The following is an 18,884-nucleotide window of genomic DNA, read 5'->3' as shown; positions in this document are numbered from 1 at the left end:
TGTCAGCGCGCCGGCACGCTGGCCCACGGCGAGCCGGCGCGCAGCGCGTCGTTGTGGTCGCCGAGCAGCGGCGGCGCGGTGACGGCGAGCGAGCGTTCGCCGTCGTAGCTCACCGGCGAGCGCACCGTGCGCCAGCGCCCGCCCTGCGGGTGCGGTGCGTCGACGAACAGCTGCAGGTGTTTGGCCTGCGGGTCCTCGGGCACTTCGTCGGTGTCGTACATCGGTGCGTGCGGCACGTCGAGCGCCTCGAGACGCCGGCACCACTCGGCGCGCGCGCGGGTGCGGAAGATCGCGGTCAGCAGTTCGATGATCGCTTCCTGGTTCGCGATGCGCGCCTCGCGGGTGGCGAAGCGCGGGTCGTCGAACAGGTCGGGTTTGTCGATGGCCTGCGCCAGGCCTTCCCAGAACTTCGGCGGCGAGGACATGTGCAGTGCGATCCACTTGCCGTCGGCGCACGGCAGCACGTACGACTGCGACACGCTCGGGCGGCTGTACGGGCCCATCACCTCGCCCTCGGAGAACAAGTGCGTGAACGCGTCGAGATTGAAGTGCGTCATCGCCTCGAGCATCGAGACCTCGACCTTGCGTCCGCGCCCCTCTTCGCGACGCTCGCGCTCGTACAGCGCGCCGAGGATGCCGTAGGCGGCGTAGAAGCCGGTGATCGCGTCGGCCAGCGCCGGGCCGACGACGCGCGGGTTGGCCGGATTGACGAGCAGCTTCAGGAAGCCGCTGGCGGCTTGCGCGACGGTGTCGTAGCTCGGGCGGCCCGCAGCCGGGCCGTCGGGGCCGAAGCCGCTGATCGCGCAGTAGATCAGCCGCGGGTTCAGCGCGCGCAGCCGGGCTTCGCCGGCGCCGAGCTTGTCGGCCACGCCGGGGCGGAAGTTCTGGATGTAGACGTCGGCCTCGGCGATCAGGCGGTCGAAGCGCGCGAGGTCGTCGGCCTGGCGCGTGTCGAGCGTGACGCTCTTCTTGTTGCGGTTGTAGGTCTGGTAGTGCGGGCTGTACAGGCCGCCGCGGAACGCGCGGAACGGGTCGCCGGCGGGCTGCTCGACCTTGACGACGTCGGCGCCGAGGTCGGCGAGCAGCATCGCCGCCGCGGGACCGGTGATGAAGGTGCCGTGCTCGACGACGCGAACCCCGGCGAGGACTTGGGCCATGTGACGAATCTCCGTGGCGGGCTCAGGCGACCGCCGTCTTGGGCACGAAGCCCTCGGGCACCGGGCCGGTGTAGACCTGCTCGCGCGTGGCCTGGTACGACAGCGCGAAGCCGATCGGGCGCGCGAGCTCCTCGGTCAGGTGGCCGATCAGGCCCGCGGTCCGGGCGAGGATCGGTACGCCCTTGAGCGCCTCGGCCGGGAAGCCGACGTCGAGCAGCACCGCCGGGATCGCCGCCGAGACGTTGAGCCGCAAGTCGCGGCCCGTGATGTCGGGCAGCACCTTCTCGATCGCTTCGGCGATGCGCACGAAGTGCATCGGCGCGCCGGCCTCCTGCGCGACGGCGAACAGCCGCGCGACGCGCGGGTCGCGCGCCTTGTGCTGCGGGTGACCGTAGCCGGGCACGGCGTGCTTGGCCGCACGCAGCTCGCGCACGATCTCGGCGGCCGCCTCCTCGAGCGACAGGGCCTTGTCGCGCGCCAGCGCGTCGACGCGCAGGAACAGCCGCCCGGCCGTCTCCGAGGCACCCAGGATCACCGAGCCGCAGCCGAGGATGCCGGCGGCCACTGCGCCCTGGATCGCGTCGGGGGCAGCGGCCAGTGTCATGCGGCTGGCCTGCACGCTGGGCACGAGGCCATGCTCGGCGATCGCCACCAGCGTCGCGTCGAGCACGCGTGCGGCCGTCGGGCTCGGGTGCTGGCCGGTGACGAGCAGCCAGAAGTACTCGACGAAGCCGACCTTGCCGATCAGGTCCTGGCACAGGTCGGCCCCGCGCACGACGATCGTGTCTTCGTTGTAGGTGCAGATCGCCGTCTCGGGGACGGTCGCTTTGCCGATCTTCATCGCGTCGGTGTCCTCGGTGTGGTGGCGCGACTCACGCCGCTGGCGCGAGCGTGAAGTCGTAGCGGCAGGTGTGGAAGGGGCGGTCCATGCGGCGTCCGTCGGGCGCGGTGCCCGGTGCATGCTTCTCGTACGGCACGATCAGGCTGTCGCGCACGCCGAACACCGCATCGGAATCGAGGTACGGGCTGTCGGCGGCGAACAGGTGCGTCGTCAGCGGCACGTAGCCGTCGCGGTAGACCATCATGTGGATGTGCCCCGGGCGGTTCGGGTGACGCCCCATGCGGCGCAGCATGTCACCGACCGGGCCGTCGTCGGGCACCGGGTAGTACGTCGGCTTGATCGACCAGAAGCGGTAGTGGCCCTCGTCGTCGGTGTAGAAGCGCGCGCGCAGCCGCATGCCGGCTTCCTCGCCCATCTGCATGTCGTAGACGCCTTCGCCGTCGCCCGACCACACGTCGACGCAGCAGCGCGCGATCGGGCGGCCGTGCGTGTCGGTCACGCGGCCGCTGTAGTACGCGGGCTCGCCGGGCATGCCCTCGCCGATGTCGGCGCCCAGCGGCAGCTCGGGCGCGCCCTCCCAGTAGAACGGCCCCTGCACGGTGGCTTCGGTGGGCATCGCGCGGGCCGTCTTGTCCTGCAGCGCCTTGGCCGAGCGGCGCGCCTGCTCGAGCTGCACGACGAGCATCGAGATGCCCAGCGTGTCCGACAGCAGGATGAACTCCTGCCGCTTCGTGTCGCAGGTCTGGCCGACGCGGGTCAGGAACTGGATCGCCGCCATCCACTCGTCGGGCGTCAGGTCGACCTCACGGACCAGCGCGTGCGCATGCCGGATCACGGCCGAGAGGATCTGCTTGAAGCGCTCGTCGGTGCAGCCGTCGAGGCGGTCGAGCACGGCCTGCGTGATGTCGGCGGTCTGGTGCGTCATGTCGGTCTCCGTCGCGCTGGGGCGCTGTCGTTGTCGGGAAAGCTCTGGAATCTAGGGCGCTTTGGTCTTCGATGGAAGTGATTTGTGTCGACCGCTATCATCGATGCCGTAGATAACCCGCGGAGGCTCCGACGGCGATGGAACTGCGGCACCTGCGCTACTTCGACGCGCTCGCCGAGACGCTCAACTTCAGCCGCGCGGCCGAGCGCCTGCACGTCACGCAGTCGACGCTGTCGCACCAGATCCGCCAGCTCGAGGACGAGATCGGCACGCCGCTGTTCGAGCGCAGCACGCGCCACGTGCGGCTGACCGAGGCCGGCGAGCTGCTGCGCAGCTACGCGACGCCGGCGCTGCAGCAGATCGACCGCGCGCTGCAGGCGCTGCGCCCGCACGCCGGCGACCCGCTGCAGGGCAGCCTGCGGCTGGGCACGACGCACAGCTTCGCGACCCGGCTGGTGCCGATGTGCGTGTCGAGCTTCATCGCGCTGGCGCCGGGCACCGTGGTCAGCGTGCAGGAGCTGTCGGCGCGCGAGATCGCGCAGCGGCTCGCCAAGGGCGCGCTCGACCTGGGCGTGTCGTACCGCCCTGCCGACGCGCCCGACCTGTGGTTCGAGCCGCTGTACCACGAGGAGCTCAAGCTCGTCGTCGCCGCCACGCACCCGCTGGCGCGGCGGCGGCGCGTGCGCATGGTCGAGTTGCACGGCGTGCGCATGGTGCTGCTGCCCGGCGAGTTCTCGACGCGGCAGCTGCTCGACGAGGCGTTCGAGGCCGCAGGCGCCGAGCCGCGCGTCGTCGTCGAGCTGAACTCGGTGGCGCCGATGCTCGAGCTGATCCGCCGCACCGACCTGGCCGGCATCGTCGCCGAGACGGCGCTGACGCCGTCCGACGAACTGGCCGTCGTGCCGCTCGAGGACCCGACGCCGCGCCGCACCCCCGGGCTGCTGTGGAAGAAGGGCGCGGCGCGCTCGCCGACGATGCGCCACATGGCCGCCGTCATCCGCCGCGCCGTCGGGCGCGACGGGTGACGGCAGCGGCATGCGGGCGGTGCGCTGGCGCATCGTCGGTGGCGTGACCCGGGCCGCTCAGGGCGCGCGGAACAGGTTGCGCGGGATGCCGGCGGCGGCGAACAGGTAGTCGCGCGAGGCCTCGAGCTCGCGCCGCAGCTTGGGCAGGTCGACGTCGAGCAGCTGGCCTTTCCACTTGCGCACCTTGCCGGCGACGATCACGGTCTCGACGTTGCTGCGCTCCATCAGCGAGACGATGGCGCCCGGCACGTGGTTCAGCGGTGCGACGTTGATCGCCTCGGCATCGAGGATCACGATGTCGGCCTCCTTGCCCGGCGCCAGCGAGCCGACCTTGCGGTCGAGCTTGAGGTCGCGCGCGCCGTTGATCGTCGCCCACTCGATCACCTCGCGCGTCGTCATCAGGTTCACGCCGTCGGTCGGCGGCATGTGGGGCTCGCCGAGCTTGTTCGCGTTGACGAACATGCGCTGCAGCGCCATCGTCGTGCGCATCTGCGTGAACATGTCGGCCGTCAGCGTGCACTCGACGTCGGTCGACAGCGACGGGCGGATGCCCAGCTGCTGCGCCTTGATGATCGGCGGCGTGCCGTGCGCCATGTTCATTTCGATCGGCACCGCCAGCGACACGCCGGCGCCGGTGTCCTTCACGCGCTGCCATGCATAGTCGGACATGCCGGTGACGTGGATGAACAGGTTGTCGGGTCCGAAGTCCTTGACCGCCAGCGCGTCGAAGGTCGGGCGCATGCCGAACGTGCCGACGATGTGGCACGCGATCGGCAGACCCAGCTCGCGGCCGAGCTGCCAGGCGGCCTCGTAGCCGGGCAGGTAGATCTCGCCGCCCATGAACATCGACAGCAGCTGGTTCGACGACGAGAAGTACTGCCGGCGGATGCGCCGCGCGTCCTGCGGGTACTGGTTGCCGGCCACGCCGCCGGCGCTCTCGAAGTAGCCGAACACGGCGCGCCGGTCGGAGGCGCGCAGCGCGGCGATCGTCGCGTCGCTGTGCTGCGGCGAGTGGTGGATCTGCGAGATGTCGTGCACCGTCGTCACGCCGGCGTCGAGCTGCGCGAGCGAGCCGAACAGCGTGTTGATGTAGACGTCCTGCGGCCGGTACACCGGCGCGAACGCGAGCAGGATCTTCTGGAAGTAGTTCTGCGTGATGTTGGCGTCGAGGCCGTCGAACAACAGACCGTCGGCGAGGAAGCTGCGCAGCGCCGTCTCGAACAGGTGGTGGTGCGTGTCGACGAAGCCCGGCATCACGATCTTGCCGCGCGCGTCGATCTCGGGCAGGCCTCGCGCCGGGATGTTGGGGCCGATCGCGGCGATCTTGTTGCCGGTCACGAGCACGTCGGCCGACTCGAAGTCGCCGACCCTCTTGTCCATCGACAGCACGGCGCTGCCGCGGATCACGTAGTTGCGGCCCGGCAGGCCGCTGCCGGCGGGGCCGCGGTCGGGGCCACCTTTGCTCGCGGCGGCGCTCGACGAGAACAGTGCCATCGAACCGGCGGCGGCACCGCTGGCCACAGCGGCCTTCAGGAAGCCGCGCCGCGGGTTCCAGTGGTTTTGCGGCTTGCCTTCGTCACAGAGCTTGCACATGCTGGGTCTCCTGCTGGGAATACGGGTGAACGGGCGTGCTGAAGGGCCGCCGCCGCTACGGCGCCGGCTCCACATGGCGGGCCGCGGACCCGGCCGCCGGCTCGCTCCCAACGAGGGCGGGGCGGTCCCCCACCTCGTAATCGACCTGGTGACGCGCGATGCGCATGTCGCCCAGCGTGCGGCGCACGCGCAGGTGCTCGGGGTGCTCGGCGTAGCCCAGCAGCGCCGCGCGCGAGGCGAACTCGGTGTACAGGACGACGTCGCACGCGTAGTCGACGCGGCTGAAGTCGACGCCGACCTCGAGGTGCAGCAGGCCGGGGATGCGCCCGCGCAGCGACTCGAACTCGGTCTTGAGGATCTGCACGTTGCGCGCGCGGGTCTCGTCGTCGTCGCCGCGCACGTTCCACATCACGATGTGCTTGATCATGCGGCCGCCGGCGGGAATCCGGCCTTCTGCGGCCACAGGTTGACGAAGGCGTGCACCTCGGTGCGCGCGTACAGGCCGGCGCGGGTGAACGGCTCGTTCGCGAGCCACGCGTGCGCGGCGTCGCGGGTGTCGAAGTCGATCGCGAGCAGGCTGCCGATCATCGTGACGCCGTCGTCGTGCGTCAGCGGGCCGGCGAACGCGATGCGCTTGGCCACCGCGGCGAGGTAGGCCTTGTGCTCGGGGCGCACGCGCTGGCGCAGCTCGGCGTGCTCGGGCTTGTCGACGAGGACGAAGACGTAGACCATCGCTGCACCCCGCTCAGTTCATCCGCGCGAGCCACGTCGACAGGCCGGGGAAGGCGGCCAGGATCGCGAGCACCGCGAGCATCGCGAGCACGAACGGGAACGTGCCGGCGAAGATGTCCTTGATGCCGATGCGCGGGTCGTTGAGCGCCGACTTGACGGTGTAGGCCGACACGCCGAACGGCGGCGTCAGCAGCCCGATCTCGACGGCGACCACCGTCAGCACGCCGAACCACACGATGTCCATGCCGAACGCCTTGGCCACCGGCAGCACGATCGGCAGCATGATCAGCATGATCGACACCGAGTCGATGATGCAGCCCAGCGCGATCACGATCGCGATGTAGACGATCAGGAAGCCCCACGGCCCGAGGCCGAGCTCGGTGATCGTCTGCGTCACGAAGCCCGGCATGCCGGTCAGCGCGAGCATGCGGCTGTACAGCATCGCCGCGAGGATCAGGAACAGCACCGACACCGAGACGTAGCCGGTCTCGGTCAGCACGGCCCACAGCTTGCGCCAGGTCAGCGTGCCGCGCGCCAGCGCGATGACGAAGGCGCCGGCGGCGCCGACCGCGCCGGCCTCGGTCGGTGTGAACAGCCCGCCGTACAGGCCGCCGAGCACGAGCGCGACGAGCGAGGCGATCGGCAGGAATTTCTTCGCCGCGGTGAACGGCGTCTCGCTCGACGGCACGTCGATCAGCGCCTCGGGCTTGCCGACCTTGTGCGGCGCGAGGTACGCCATCGCGACGATCAGCACGCAAAAGCCCGTGGCCAGCAGCAGGCCGGGGATCAGCCCGGCGATGAACATGCGCCCGATCGACTCCTCGGCGAGCACGCCGTAGATGATCATCAGCAGGCTCGGCGGGATCAGCATGCCGAGCACCGACGACCCGGCGACGACGCCGACCGCGAAGCGCGGGTTGTAGCCCATGCGGATCATCTCGGGCACCGCGACCTTGGTGAACACCGAGGCGGAGGCGATCGAGATGCCGGTGATCGCGGCGAACACCGCGTTCGCGCCCACCGTCGCGAGCCCGAGGCCACCGCGGATCTTGCGCATCAGCCACTGGAACACGTCGAAGGTGTCGCGCCCGACCCCCGAGACGCTGACCAGCATGCCCATCAGCACGAACAGCGGCACGACGCCGAACAGGTAGTCGCGGATCGCGTCGTTGGCCGCGGCGGCGGCGAAACGCGCGCCGATCTCGGGGCTGCGGATCAGGCTGACGCCGACGAACGAGGTGACGATCAGCGCCACCCCTATGTGCATGCCGAAGTAGATGAACCCGAGCATCAGCCCGAGCGCGACGAAGCCGATCGCGAGGTCGCTCATCGGGCCCCCCACGCGCGGCGGCCGTCGTGCCAGGCCAGCAGCAGGTACTGCACCGCGGCCAGCGTCGCGCCGAGCACGACGACGCCGCGCATCGGCCAGGTCGGGAACGTGAACACGCCTTCGATGCCGAGGAACTCGTCGTGGGTCCACGAGCGCACCAGCGACGGCCAGCTCGCGTAGGCGATCAGCGCGCAGGCGAACACGCCGGCCAGCGAGTACACGCCGCGCAGGCCGCGTCCGGCGCGCGGGTGGCGGTACAGGAACGGGTCGAGGAACAGGTCGGCGCGCGACATGCGCCCGTGGCGCAGCGTCGAGGGCAGCTGCAGGAACACGATGATCACGATCGACGCCGCGACCATCTCGGCGACGCCGTCGATCGGGCGGTTCGCGAGGTTGCGCATCAGCACGTCGGCGCACATCAGCAGCATCACGGCGGCGATCAGCAGCGAGCCGATGGCGTTGAGCCCGTCGACCAGGTGCCCGAACGGGCTCGACGGCACGGGGTCGTGCGGCGACGCGGACTCGAAGTCGACGCGGGGTTCGTGGGACATGTCTCCGTTTCCTGTGCGGGCGCCGTTGGTGTCAGGACCCGTCATCGTGGGGCTGCAATCTAGTGCGAAGGGTCGTTCGACGGAAGTGATCTGTGTCGACGTCTCTAAGCGATGGCATCGATAGTGCCGGCGCGTCAGGCCGCGCGCGCCGCGGCCCCGTCCAGGCGGGGTCAGGGGGACTTCAGAGCTCGCGGTCCCAGTCGCGCGCCGGCTTGACGCCGCGCGCGCGCAGCGCCTCCATGTACGTCTTCACGACGTCGGCCGCCGGGCCGCGCGATGCGTTGGACTTGGCCCAGTCGCCGGCCAGGTTGGGCAGCGTGCGCACCCACTTTTCGCGCTCGGCGGCGGGCAGCGGCGTGATCGTCACCGGCGGGTTCTGCTTGGCGCCGACCTCGGCCATCGTCTTCAGCGCGCCCTCGTAGCGCTGCATCAGCGTCTCGCCCAGCGTCTTCGAGTACAGCAGGCCGACGTCCTTGACGATCTTCTGCACCTCGGGCGGCAGCTTGGCGAAGCTGTCCTTGTTCATCGCCATGCCGCCGTTGTAGACGGCACCGATGTTGACCGTCGTCACGTAGGGCGCGACCTCGTAGATCTTGTTCGGCAGGATGCCGGTGGCGATCGAGATCGTGCCTTCCGACACGCCGGTCTGGATGTCGGTGTAGTAGCTGGTCAGCGAGCCGTCGACCGCCACCGCGCCCGAGCCGCGCAGCCACAGGCCGATCGAGCCCGGCGCGCTGATCTTGCGGCCCTTGAGGTCGTCGTAGCTGCGCACCGGGGCTTTCGTGAACAGGTGGTAGGTGTCGACGCCCGAGGCGCCGAGGAACACGAGGTTGTTGCGGTCCCACTCGGCCTTCAGCGCCGGCACCTTCTCGTTCATCTCGTTGGCGATGTCGAGCACGATGCGCACGTCGTCGGTCGTGAACGGCGTGACGGTCGTGAACTGCGCCAGTGGCATCTTGGCCGCCTCGAGGCTGGCGAAGACCCAGCCGATGTCGGCCACGCCCTCGGCGACGCTCGACAGCGTCGCGTTCATCTTGTAGAGCTGGCCGCTGTAGGCCTCGCGCCACTCGATCTTGTAGCCTTTGCCCAGCGCCTCGACGCGCTTGTTGACCTCGGGCACGAACAGCGTGCTCATCAGCCCGACCCACGGCAGCGCCGGCGGGTGGCTCGAGGCGATCGTCAGCCTGAAGGTCTGGTTGGCCGACGCAGGCAGCGCGAACGCGCAGGCCGCCGCGGCGGCCAGGGCCAGGCGGGTGAAGTGGCGCTTGTTCATGGGCAGTCTCCTTGGGCCCTCTCAGGCCTTGTTGAGGACGAAGTCGAAGTCCAGCGTGTAGAAAGGTTCGTCGCTGGTGCCGCCGTCGGGTGTCGGGCCGGGGGCGTGGCGCACCCAGTCGGCCACCAGCGACGCGCGCACGCCGAACACGGCGTCGCTGTCGAGGTGGCGGTCGCCGGCGCGGAAGACGTGCGTGACGAGCGGCTCATAGCCGGGCGCGGTGACTGTGAAGTGCAGGTGCGCCGGCCGCCACGGGGAGCGGCCCAGGGCCTGCAGCATGCGGCCCACCGGCCCGTCGTGCGGGATCGGATGCGGCGCGGGGACGATCGAGAGGAAGTGGAAGCCGCCGTCGGCGCCGCTGGTCAGCACGGCGCGCGCGCGGTGCACGTGCGGCGCGCCGGCGGTGGCGTACTGCACGTCGTACAGGCCGTCGGCGTCGGCCTGCCAGACCTCGATCTCGGCGCCGGCCACCGGTGTGCCGTCGAGCGCCTTCACGCGCCCGCGCACGAAGCACGGCTCGCCGCGGGCGCCGCGCGCGATGTCGCTGCCGGGCTCGACGCGTGGTGCGCCCTCGACGCGATAGCGTCCGGGCACCGTGGTCTCGGTGCAGCCGCGCGGCTTGCGGTGGTTCAGCGCCGTGACCAGCATCGACAGCCCGAGCGTGTCCGACAGCAGCACGAACTCCTGCCGCCCGTCGCGGCACGTCTGCCCGGTCTCGGTCAGGAAGCGGATGCCTGCGGCCCACTCGTCCTCGGTCAGCCTGACCTCGCGCGCGAATGCATGCAGGTGCTGCACGAGGCTCGTCATCACCTCGCGCAGGCGCGCGTCGCCGGCGCTCGCGTGGCTCGCGATCACGGCCTGCGTGATGGTGTCTTCGTCGATCGGGCGCATGCCGGCAGGAGCGGGTCAGTACCGTGCGGACGTTGCGGTGCGCGACTCTAGACTCGCGGTCTTTCCATTTGAAGCGGTGCGCGGCAATGCTCATTTCCGCGCGCCGGAAAACTGCGGGTTAACGTGGATCGTTGGACCGAGATCGAGCTGTTCGTGCAGGTCGCCGAACTGGGCAGCCTGTCGCGCGCGGCCGAGTCGCTGGGCCTGTCGAACGCGGCGGCGAGCCGCCACCTCGCGTCGCTCGAGGCGAGGCTGGCCGCGCGGCTGGTGCAGCGCAACACGCGGCGGCTGTTCCTGACCGACGTCGGCGAGGCCTTCTACCGCCGCTGCAAGCCGCTGCTGGGCGAGCTGCGCGACGCCGAGAGCGCCGTCAACGAGGCCGTGCTCAAGCCCACCGGGCTGCTGCGCGTGACGGCGTCGCTGTCGTTCTCGATGATCGTCATCGCGCCGCTGCTGCCCGAGTTCCACGCACGCTACCCCGAGCTGAAGGTCGAGATCGTCGTCTCCAACCGCTACACCGACCTGCTCGAAAGCGGCATCGACGTCGCGATCCGCAACCGCGAGTTCGAGAACGACTCGGCGATCACGGTGCGGCGGCTGGCCGAGACCAAGCGCGTGCTCGCCGCGTCGCCGCAGTACCTGCAGCGCCACGGCATGCCGCGCACGCCCGACGAGCTCGCGCAGCACCGGCTGCTGATCTACAACCTGGCCAACCAGCCGCACCAGCTGCGTTTCACGCGCAACGGCGCCGTCACGACGGTGCCGATCGACGGACTGCTCGAGGCCAACGACGGTCAGGTGATCCGCGCCGCGGCGCTCAAGCACCTGGGTATCCTGATCCAGCCGATGTACATCATCCACGAGGACGTCGTCGCCGGGCGCCTCGTGCCGCTGCTGCAGGACTGGGAACTGCCGCGGCTGACGATCAACATCGCGTACCCGACGCGCCGCCACCTGCCGGCCAAGGTGCGCTGCTTCGTCGACTTCCTCGTCGAGCAGTTCGAGCGGCTGGACTACGAGCGGCGCTGGACGGCGTGACCGCCTCGCCGGCGCACGGCGCGCCACGACGGCATCGGCTTGCGGCCGCCGATGAACGGGTGGCCCGCGGCCGGCACGCTTGGGTCACACTAGCGGTATGAATGCCCTGTGCCCCTCGAGCTTGCCGCGGCGCGTGGCCGCGGCCGTCCTCGGCCTGCTGCCGCTGGCCGCCATCGCTGCCGAGCCGGCAGCAGCCGCGCAGGCTGCGCCTGCGGCCACCGCATCGGCCGACGAGGCCGCCGCTGCGTGCGAGCGCGCGGTGCGGCAGGCGCTGCCGCAGGCCGCACGCGCCGCCGACGTCGCGTTCAACGCGGCGCCGATCGTCGATGCGACGGCCTCCGGCGACGACGTCGTCGTGCTGCGCGGCGCCGGCCGCTGGCGCGCGCCCGACGGCACGCGCAGCTTCAGCTACCGCTGCAACGTCGACCCGCGCCAGCCCGACGCGGTGGGCGTCGTGATGCGCGACACCACGCCGGCGCGCGCCGCCGCCCCCGCGACGCCGCGCGAGACCGACCCCGACCTGTCGCACCTGTCGCCCGAGGCCTGCGAGTCGAGTGTCGCCGCGGCGCTCAAACGGCGCTGGCCCGGCGTCACGCAGGTCAGCTTCGACGGCCGCACGCGCCGCCTGCGGCAGACCGCCCCCGACCGCCTCGAACTGCGCGGGCAGGGCCGCGCGGTGCCCGCCACCGGGATGCCGACGACGATCTTCCAGTTCGAGTGCGACATCGACCCGCGCGACGGCCGCGTGAGCGCGGCACGCGTGTCGGGCTGAGCGGCCGCACGCGCGCACGCCCGGCGACGGCCAAACAAAGACAGCAGCCCCGCCCGGTGCCACCGGGGCGGGGCCGCGACCCGCTGCCAGGCCCGTGGCCTGGCGCGCGGGGCTCAGGCCGCGAGGTCGAAGCGGTCGAGGTTCATCACCTTGGTCCACGCGGCGACGAAGTCGTGCACGAACTTCGCCTCGCCGTCGCTGCTGCCGTAGACCTCGGCCAGCGCGCGCAGCTGCGCGTTCGACCCGAACACGAGGTCGACGACGGTGGCCGTCCACTTCAGCGCGCCGGTCTTGCGGTCGCGGCCTTCGAGCACGTGGGCGTCGGTGGCCGAGCGCTGCCACACCGTGCCCATGTCGAGCAGGTGGACGAAGAAGTCGTTGCTCAGCGTGCCCGGCCGCTGCGTGAACACGCCGTGTCTGGCGGCGCCGGCGTTCGCGCCGAGCACGCGCAGGCCGCCGACGAGCACCGTCATCTCGGGCGCGGTCAGCGTCAGCAGCTGCGCCTTGTCGACGAGCAGCTCGGCGGCCGAAGGCTCGAGCCCCTTCTTGACGAAGTTGCGAAAGCCGTCGGCGCGCGGCTCGAGCACGGCGAACGACTCGACGTCGGTCTGCGCCTGCGAGGCGTCGGTGCGCCCGGGCGCGAACGGCACCGTCACGTCGTGTCCGGCCTTCTTCGCCGCGGCCTCGATCGCGGCGCCACCGGCCAGCACGATCAGGTCGGCCAGCGAGATCCGCTTGCCGCCGGTGGCGCTGGCGTTGAACGACTTGCGGATGCCTTCGAGCGTCGCGAGCACCTGGGCCAGCTCGGCCGGCCGGTTGACTTCCCACTCCTTCTGCGGCGCCAGGCGGATGCGCGCGCCGTTGGCGCCGCCGCGCTTGTCGCTGCCGCGGAAAGTCGCCGCCGAGGCCCACGCGGTGCGCACGAGCTGGTCGATGCCGAGCCCGCTGGCCAGTACCTGCGCTTTCAGCACCGCGACGTCGTGCGCGTCGACCAGCGGGTGGTCGACCGCGGGCACCGGGTCCTGCCAGATCAGCTCTTCCTTCGGCACCAGCTTGCCGACGTAGCGCGCACGCGGGCCCATGTCGCGGTGCGTCAGCTTGAACCACGCGCGCGCGAACGCGTCGGCGAACTCCTGCGGGTGGGCCAGGTAGCGGCGCGCGATCTTCTCGTAGGCCGGGTCGTGGCGCAGCGACAGGTCGGCCGTGGTCATGATCGGCGGATGCTTCTTCGACGGGTCGTGCGCGTCGGGGATCAGGTGCTCGGGCCGCACGTTCTTCGCGACCCACTGGTAGGCGCCGGCCGGGCTCTTCGTGAGCTCCCACTCGTAGCCGAACAGCATTTCGAGGTAGCCCATGTCCCACCGCGTCGGGTGCGGCTTCCACGCGCCCTCGATGCCACTGGTCGTCGTGTGCGCACCCTTGCCGGTGCCGAACGCGTTCTTCCAGCCCAGCCCCTGCTCCTCGATCGGCGCGGCCTCGGGCTCGCGGCCGACGAGCTTCGGGTCGCCGGCGCCGTGGCACTTGCCGAACGTGTGGCCGCCGGCGATCAGCGCGACGGTCTCCTCGTCGTTCATCGCCATGCGGCGGAAGGTCTCGCGCACGTCGCGCGCCGAGGCGAGCGGGTCGGGCTTGCCGTTCGGGCCTTCGGGATTCACGTAGATCAGGCCCATCTGCACCGCGGCCAGTGGGGCGGCCAGCTCGCGGTCGCCGCTGTAGCGCTCGTCGCCGAGCCAGGTGGTCTCCGGACCCCAGTCGATGTCCTGCTCGGGCTCCCAGATGTCGGCGCGGCCGCCGCCGAAGCCGAAGGTCTTGAAGCCCATCGACTCGAGCGCGACGTTGCCGGCGAGCACGAGCAGGTCGGCCCACGAGAGCTTGCGGCCGTACTTGCGCTTGATCGGCCACAGCAGCCGGCGTGCCTTGTCGAGGTTGGCGTTGTCGGGCCAGCTGTTCTCGGGCGCGAAGCGCTGCGCGCCGCGGCCGGCGCCGCCGCGTCCGTCGTGGATGCGGTAGGTGCCCGCCGCGTGCCAGGCCATGCGCACGAACAGTGGCCCGTAGTGGCCCCAGTCGGCGGGCCACCAGTCCTGCGAGTCGGTCATCAGCGCGCGCAGGTCCGCGACGACGGCGTCGAGGTCCAGCGTCTGGAATTCCTTGCGGTAGTCGAAGTCGGCGCCCATCGGGTTGGACTTCGCCGAGTGCTGGTGAAGGATCGCGAGGTTGAGCTGCTCGGGCCACCAGTCGCGGTTGCCCTTGGCCCCGGCTTTCGCGTGTGGCGCGGCGCTGCCGGCGTACGGGCACTTCATGTCGGTCGTCATGGCGATCTCCTGCGGTGTGCGTGAAGGGAAACGGCCGAGCCAGTCTAGGAGTCGCCCCCGGCCGCGGCAATGCAAGCGCCTCAATCACGGCGATAGACCGGACCGGCGCGCATCGGTTCGGTCGCAAGCGCCCGTGCCGCGAACGACGCGGCTTCGCCGGGCTCGCGCCGCGGCAGCGTCACCGCCGCGACCATCGCCTCGAGCGGGCCCCCGTGACGTCGCGCGGCGGCGGACCTCGGCTCTTCCCGCGGCCCGGCCGGGCATCGCAGCGACGGCGAAAAACAGTGTTTCGCGCCGGTGCTTCACGGCTGCCGTGCGGATTTGCTGCAATCGCGGGATGCACGCGTTCACGTTCCAGGCCAACCCGACGCGCGTCGTGTTCGGCGCCGGCGCGCTGCAGCAGCTCGGCGCCGAGGTCGAGCGGCTGGGTGCGCGGCGCGCGCTGGTGCTCGCCACGCCCGAGCAGGTCGACAGTGCCGAGCGCGTCGCGGCGCTGCTCGGCGGGCGCTGCGCCGGCGTGTTCGCACGCGCGGCGATGCACGTGCCGATCGAGACCGCACGCGCCGCGCGCGCCGAGGCGCAGCGCCTGGGCGCCGACTGCGCGGTGGCCATCGGCGGCGGCTCGACGACGGGGCTGGGCAAGGCGATCGCGCTCGAGTCGTCGCTGCCGATCGTCGCGATTCCGACGACCTACGCCGGCAGCGAGATGACCTCGATCTACGGCATCACCGAAGGCGGCGTCAAGAAGACCGGGCGCGACGCGCGCGTGCGCCCGAAGACGGCGATCTACGACCCCGAGCTGACGCTGACGCTGCCGCTGGCACTGACGGTGACGAGCGCGCTCAACGCGATCGCGCACGCTGCCGAGGGCCTGTACGCGCACGACGGCAACCCGGTCGTCGCGCTGATGGCCGAGGAAGGCATCCGCGCCAGTGCGGCCGCGCTCGCGCTGCTGGCGGCGAACCCGCAGGATCTCGCCGCGCGCAGCGACGCGCTGTATGGCGCGTGGCTGTGCGGCATCGTGCTCGACAGCGTCGCGATGGGGCTGCACCACAAGCTGTGCCACACGCTGGGCGGCAGCTTCGACCTGCCGCACGCGCAGACGCACGCCGTCGTGCTGCCGCACGCGCTGGCCTACAACGCCGCTGCCGCGCCCGACGCGATGGCGCGCATCGCGCGCGCGCTGCACGCGGCCGACGCGACGCTGTGCGCGCCGGTGGCGGCCGACGCGCCGCTGGCGGTGCAGCGGCTGGCCGCGCGCCACGGCGCGCCGACGTCGCTCGCCGCGCTGGGCATGCGCGCCGACGGCCTCGACCGCGCAGCCGATCTGGCCGTGGCCAACGCCTATCCCAACCCCCGGCCGCTGGAACGCCACGCGCTGCGCGCGCTGCTGCAGCGTGCCTACGACGGTGCGCCGCCGGCGGCCTGAATTCGCCCGTCCATCCACCATGATCGACAAGATCGTCGCCACCTGCGCCGAAGCGCTCGCCGACGTGCCCGACGGCGCGACCGTGATGATCGGCGGCTTCGGCACCGCCGGCCAGCCCAACGAACTGATCGATGCGCTGATCGCGCAGGGCGCGAAGGACCTGACGATCGTCAACAACAACGCCGGCAACGGCGACACGGGGCTGGCCGCGCTGCTCGCAGCCGGGCGCGTGCGCAAGATCATCTGCAGCTTCCCGCGGCAGGTCGACTCGTGGCACTTCGACCGCCTGTACCGCGAAGGCAGGATCGAACTCGAGCTGGTGCCGCAAGGCAACCTCGCCGAGCGCATCCGCGCCGCCGGCGCCGGCATCGGCGGCTTCTTCACGCCCACCGGCTACGGCACCGAGCTCGCGCAGGGCAAGGAGACGCGCTTCATCGACGGCAAGTGGATGGTGCTCGAGACGCCGATCCACGCCGACTTCGCGCTGATCAAGGCCGAGCGCGGCGACCGCTGGGGCAACCTGACCTACCGCATGACGGCGCGCAACTTCGGCCCGATCATGGCGATGGCGGCGCGGGTCACGGTGGCCACGGTGCACGAGGTCGTGCCGCTGGGCGCGCTCGATCCCGAGGCCGTCGTCACGCCGGGGCTGTTCGTGCAGCGCGTCGTGCCCGTCGCGCGCACGAAAACCGGCGCCGGCGGCTTCAAGCAGGCGGCGTGAGGGGTGCGCGATGGGCAAGTGGAGCAAGGACGAGATGGCCCGGCGCGTCGCGCGCGACATCGCCGACGGCATGGTCGTGAACCTGGGCATCGGCATGCCGACGCTGGTGGCCAACCACCTCGGCGGCAAGGAGGTGATGCTGCACAGCGAGAACGGCGTCATCGGCATGGGCCCGACGCCGCCGCCCGGCGAGGAGGACTACGACCTCATCAACGCCGGCAAGCAGCCGGTCACGCTGCGGCCCGGCGGCTGCTTCTTCCACCACGCCGACAGCTTCGCGATGATGCGCGGCGGCCACCTCGACGTGTGCGTGCTCGGCGCGTTCCAGGTCTCGGGGCGCGGCGACCTCGCGAACTGGCACACCGGCGCACCCGACGCGATCCCCGCGGTCGGCGGCGCGATGGACCTCGCGATCGGCGCGAAGAAGACCTGGGTCATGATGGAGCACACCACCAAGACCGGCGAGCCGAAGATCGTCGAGCGCTGCACCTACCCGCTGACGGGGCTGGCGTGCGTGAGCCGCATCTACACCGACCTCGCGGTGATCGACGTGACGCCCACGGGGCTGCGCGTCGTCGAGATCGTCGACGGGCTCGACTTCGACGCGCTGCAGGCGCGCACCGCGGTCGCGCTGCGGCGCTGAGCCGCTGCCGGCGGTGGCGGCCGGCGGTGACCGCGGTCAGTGCCGGAAGTGCCGCACCCCGGTGAACACCATCGCGATGCCGCGCTCGTCGGCGGCGGCGATGACTTCGTCGTCGCGCACGCTGCCGCCGGGCTGGATCACGCAGGTCGCGCCGGCGTCGACGACGACGTCGAGCCCGTCGCGGAACGGGAAGAAGGCGTCGCTGGCGACCACCGAGTCCTCGAGCGACAGCCCGGCGTTCTCGGCCTTGATGCTGGCGATGCGCGCGCTGTCGATGCGGCTCATCTGTCCGGCGCCGACGCCCAGCGTCATGCCGCCCGCGCAGAACACGATCGCATTGCTCTTGACGTACTTGGCCACCGTCCACGCGAACAGCAGGTCGTCGAGCTGCTGCGGCGTGGGCTGCATCTTCGTGACGACCTTCAGGTCGGCGCGCGTGACGACGCGGTTGTCGGCGGTCTGCAGCAGCAGCCCCGAACCGACGCGCTTGGCGTCGATCGCGTTGCGCCCGCGCGCCCAGTCGCTGTCGCCCCCCGCCGCGCGCCGCGCGGCGGCGTCGTCGGCCGGCGGCAGCGCGATCTCGAGCAGCCGCGTGTTCGCCTTGGCGGCGAACACGGCACGCGCCTCGTCGCTGAAGGCCGGGGCGATCAGCACCTCGACGAACTGCTTGGCGACGCGCTTGGCGGCTTCGCCGTCGAGCGGGCGGTTGAACGCGATGATGCCGCCGAAGGCGCTCGTCGGGTCGGTCTGGAACGCCTTCGCGTACGCCTCGGCCGGCCCGCTGCCCAGCGCGACGCCGCACGGGTTGGCGTGCTTGACGATCACGCACGCCGGTGCGTCGAAGCTCTTGACGCACTCCCACGCCGCGTCGGCATCGGCGATGTTGTTGTAGCTCAGCTCCTTGCCCTGCAGCTGGCGCGCCGTCACGAGCGAGCCCGGCGCGGGCTGCAGGTCGCGGTAGAACGCGGCCTGCTGGTGCGGGTTCTCGCCGTAGCGCAGGTCCTGCACCTTGACGAAGCGGCCGTTGCTCTGCGCCGGGAACAGGCTGCGCGAGCCGTCGGGCTGCAGCGACGACAGGTAGTCGCTGATCGCCGCGTCGTAGTTGCTGATGCGGTTGAACGCCGCCACCGCGAGCTTGAAGCGCGTGGCCTCGCCGACGCGGCCGTCGGCCTGCAGCTCGGCGAGCACTTCGGCGTACTGCGACGCGTCGGTCAGCACCGCGACGTGCTTCCAGTTCTTCGCGGCGCTGCGCACCATCGCGGGCCCGCCGATGTCGATGTTCTCGATCGCGTCGTCGAGCGTGCAGCCGGCCTTGGCGACGGTGGCCTCGAACGGGTAGAGGTTGATCGCCACCAGGTCGATCGTCTCGATGCCGTGCGCGGCCAGCGCGGCCATGTGCGCCGGCACGTCGCGCCGCGCGAGCAGGCCGCCGTGGATCTTCGGGTGCAGCGTCTTGACGCGCCCGTCGAGCATCTCGGGAAAGCCGGTGTGGTCGGCGACCTCGACGACGGGCAGGCCGGCGTCGGCGAGCAGCTTCGCGGTGCCGCCGGTCGACAGGATCTTCACGCCCAGCGCGTGCAGGCCGCGCGCGAAGTCGACGATGCCGGTCTTGTCCGAAACGGAGATCAGGGCGGTGGTCATGGCGGGGCGA

Annotated in this window: 18 protein-coding genes; 6 read left to right on the top strand and 12 right to left on the bottom strand. The window is 71.3% G+C overall.

The window, feature by feature from the left end:
* Positions 1–2 precede the first annotated feature (2 nt).
* From MOJ79_RS10400 to MOJ79_RS10390, 3 genes are read right to left on the bottom strand one after another with little or no spacing between them, the layout of a single operon-like run.
* A complete protein-coding gene (locus tag MOJ79_RS10400) occupies positions 3–1,157 on the bottom strand; it encodes a CaiB/BaiF CoA transferase family protein (RefSeq protein ID WP_241924100.1) in 1,155 nt (384 codons plus the stop codon).
* 22 nt (positions 1,158–1,179) lie between these two features.
* Positions 1,180–1,998: a citryl-CoA lyase gene (locus MOJ79_RS10395; protein WP_442863110.1), complete on the bottom strand. Its 819-nt coding sequence runs from the start codon at positions 1,996–1,998 to the stop codon at positions 1,180–1,182.
* Positions 1,999–2,029: 31 nt separating this feature from the next.
* Positions 2,030–2,923 carry a dioxygenase family protein gene (locus MOJ79_RS10390; RefSeq protein ID WP_241924098.1) on the bottom strand — a complete coding sequence of 298 codons (894 nt, stop codon included), beginning with the start codon at positions 2,921–2,923 and terminating at the stop codon, positions 2,030–2,032.
* A gap of 137 nt (positions 2,924–3,060) precedes the next feature.
* Between MOJ79_RS10390 and MOJ79_RS10385 the strand changes: the two genes are divergently transcribed.
* A complete protein-coding gene (locus MOJ79_RS10385; RefSeq protein WP_241924097.1) occupies positions 3,061–3,948 on the top strand; it encodes a LysR substrate-binding domain-containing protein in 888 nt (295 codons plus the stop codon).
* A 57-nt stretch (positions 3,949–4,005) separates the two neighbouring features.
* Here the strand turns inward: MOJ79_RS10385 and MOJ79_RS10380 are convergent, their stop codons facing one another.
* The 7 genes from MOJ79_RS10380 to MOJ79_RS10350 form a co-directional block, all read right to left on the bottom strand.
* Positions 4,006–5,541 (bottom strand): amidohydrolase family protein, encoded by a 1,536-nt coding sequence (locus MOJ79_RS10380; protein ID WP_241924096.1) that lies wholly within the window; start codon positions 5,539–5,541, stop codon positions 4,006–4,008.
* A 55-nt stretch (positions 5,542–5,596) separates the two neighbouring features.
* Positions 5,597–5,968, bottom strand: a complete 372-nt coding sequence (locus MOJ79_RS10375) for a Dabb family protein (protein ID WP_241924095.1) — start codon at positions 5,966–5,968, stop codon at positions 5,597–5,599.
* Positions 5,965–6,273: a YciI family protein gene (locus MOJ79_RS10370; protein ID WP_241924094.1), complete on the bottom strand. Its 309-nt coding sequence runs from the start codon at positions 6,271–6,273 to the stop codon at positions 5,965–5,967. Before MOJ79_RS10370 ends, MOJ79_RS10375 begins: the two co-directional genes overlap by 4 nt.
* 13 nt (positions 6,274–6,286) lie before the next feature.
* The gene (locus MOJ79_RS10365; protein WP_241924093.1) at positions 6,287–7,603 is read right to left on the bottom strand and encodes a TRAP transporter large permease; all 1,317 of its coding nucleotides are present in this window, start codon (positions 7,601–7,603) and stop codon (positions 6,287–6,289) included.
* Positions 7,600–8,154, bottom strand: coding sequence for a TRAP transporter small permease subunit (locus MOJ79_RS10360; RefSeq protein WP_241924092.1), 555 nt, complete (start codon positions 8,152–8,154; stop codon positions 7,600–7,602). The genes MOJ79_RS10365 and MOJ79_RS10360 overlap by 4 nt, the downstream gene beginning before the upstream one ends.
* Before the next feature lie 181 nt (positions 8,155–8,335).
* Positions 8,336–9,427 (bottom strand): C4-dicarboxylate TRAP transporter substrate-binding protein, encoded by a 1,092-nt coding sequence (locus MOJ79_RS10355; RefSeq protein WP_241924091.1) that lies wholly within the window; start codon positions 9,425–9,427, stop codon positions 8,336–8,338.
* A 21-nt stretch (positions 9,428–9,448) separates the two neighbouring features.
* On the bottom strand, positions 9,449–10,318 hold the full coding sequence (locus MOJ79_RS10350; RefSeq protein WP_241924090.1) for a dioxygenase family protein: 870 nt from the start codon (positions 10,316–10,318) through the stop codon (positions 9,449–9,451).
* Positions 10,319–10,441: 123 nt separating this feature from the next.
* Between MOJ79_RS10350 and MOJ79_RS10345 the strand changes: the two genes are divergently transcribed.
* Both MOJ79_RS10345 and MOJ79_RS10340 read left to right on the top strand, forming a co-directional pair.
* The gene (locus MOJ79_RS10345) at positions 10,442–11,356 is read left to right on the top strand and encodes a LysR family transcriptional regulator (protein WP_241924089.1); all 915 of its coding nucleotides are present in this window, start codon (positions 10,442–10,444) and stop codon (positions 11,354–11,356) included.
* Positions 11,357–11,489: 133 nt separating this feature from the next.
* Positions 11,490–12,128, top strand: a complete 639-nt coding sequence (locus MOJ79_RS10340) for a hypothetical protein (protein WP_241924088.1) — start codon at positions 11,490–11,492, stop codon at positions 12,126–12,128.
* A 113-nt stretch (positions 12,129–12,241) separates the two neighbouring features.
* On the opposite strand, the gene katG is transcribed toward MOJ79_RS10340, so the two are convergent.
* Complete coding sequence (katG, locus tag MOJ79_RS10335) at positions 12,242–14,440, bottom strand: catalase/peroxidase HPI (protein WP_272885375.1); 2,199 nt, start codon at positions 14,438–14,440, stop codon at positions 12,242–12,244.
* 337 nt (positions 14,441–14,777) lie between these two features.
* Between katG and MOJ79_RS10330 the strand changes: the two genes are divergently transcribed.
* From MOJ79_RS10330 to MOJ79_RS10320, 3 genes are read left to right on the top strand one after another with little or no spacing between them, the layout of a single operon-like run.
* Positions 14,778–15,869 (top strand): maleylacetate reductase, encoded by a 1,092-nt coding sequence (locus tag MOJ79_RS10330; protein ID WP_241924087.1) that lies wholly within the window; start codon positions 14,778–14,780, stop codon positions 15,867–15,869.
* 19 nt (positions 15,870–15,888) lie between these two features.
* The gene (locus MOJ79_RS10325; protein ID WP_119293197.1) at positions 15,889–16,590 is read left to right on the top strand and encodes a 3-oxoacid CoA-transferase subunit A; all 702 of its coding nucleotides are present in this window, start codon (positions 15,889–15,891) and stop codon (positions 16,588–16,590) included.
* Positions 16,591–16,600: 10 nt separating this feature from the next.
* Entirely contained in the window at positions 16,601–17,233 is a 633-nt protein-coding gene (locus tag MOJ79_RS10320; RefSeq protein WP_241924086.1) for a 3-oxoacid CoA-transferase subunit B, read from the top strand.
* A 36-nt stretch (positions 17,234–17,269) separates the two neighbouring features.
* Here the strand turns inward: MOJ79_RS10320 and purH are convergent, their stop codons facing one another.
* Positions 17,270–18,874 carry a bifunctional phosphoribosylaminoimidazolecarboxamide formyltransferase/IMP cyclohydrolase gene (gene purH, locus MOJ79_RS10315; protein ID WP_241924085.1) on the bottom strand — a complete coding sequence of 535 codons (1,605 nt, stop codon included), beginning with the start codon at positions 18,872–18,874 and terminating at the stop codon, positions 17,270–17,272.
* Positions 18,875–18,884 lie beyond the last annotated feature (10 nt).

This window comes from Calidifontimicrobium sp. SYSU G02091, from assembly GCF_022631395.1.
In the GTDB taxonomy this organism is placed as follows: domain Bacteria; phylum Pseudomonadota; class Gammaproteobacteria; order Burkholderiales; family Burkholderiaceae_C; genus Calidifontimicrobium; species Calidifontimicrobium sediminis.
Note: the sequence above shows the minus strand (reverse complement) of the source record. Positions and strands in the feature narration are given on the sequence as shown.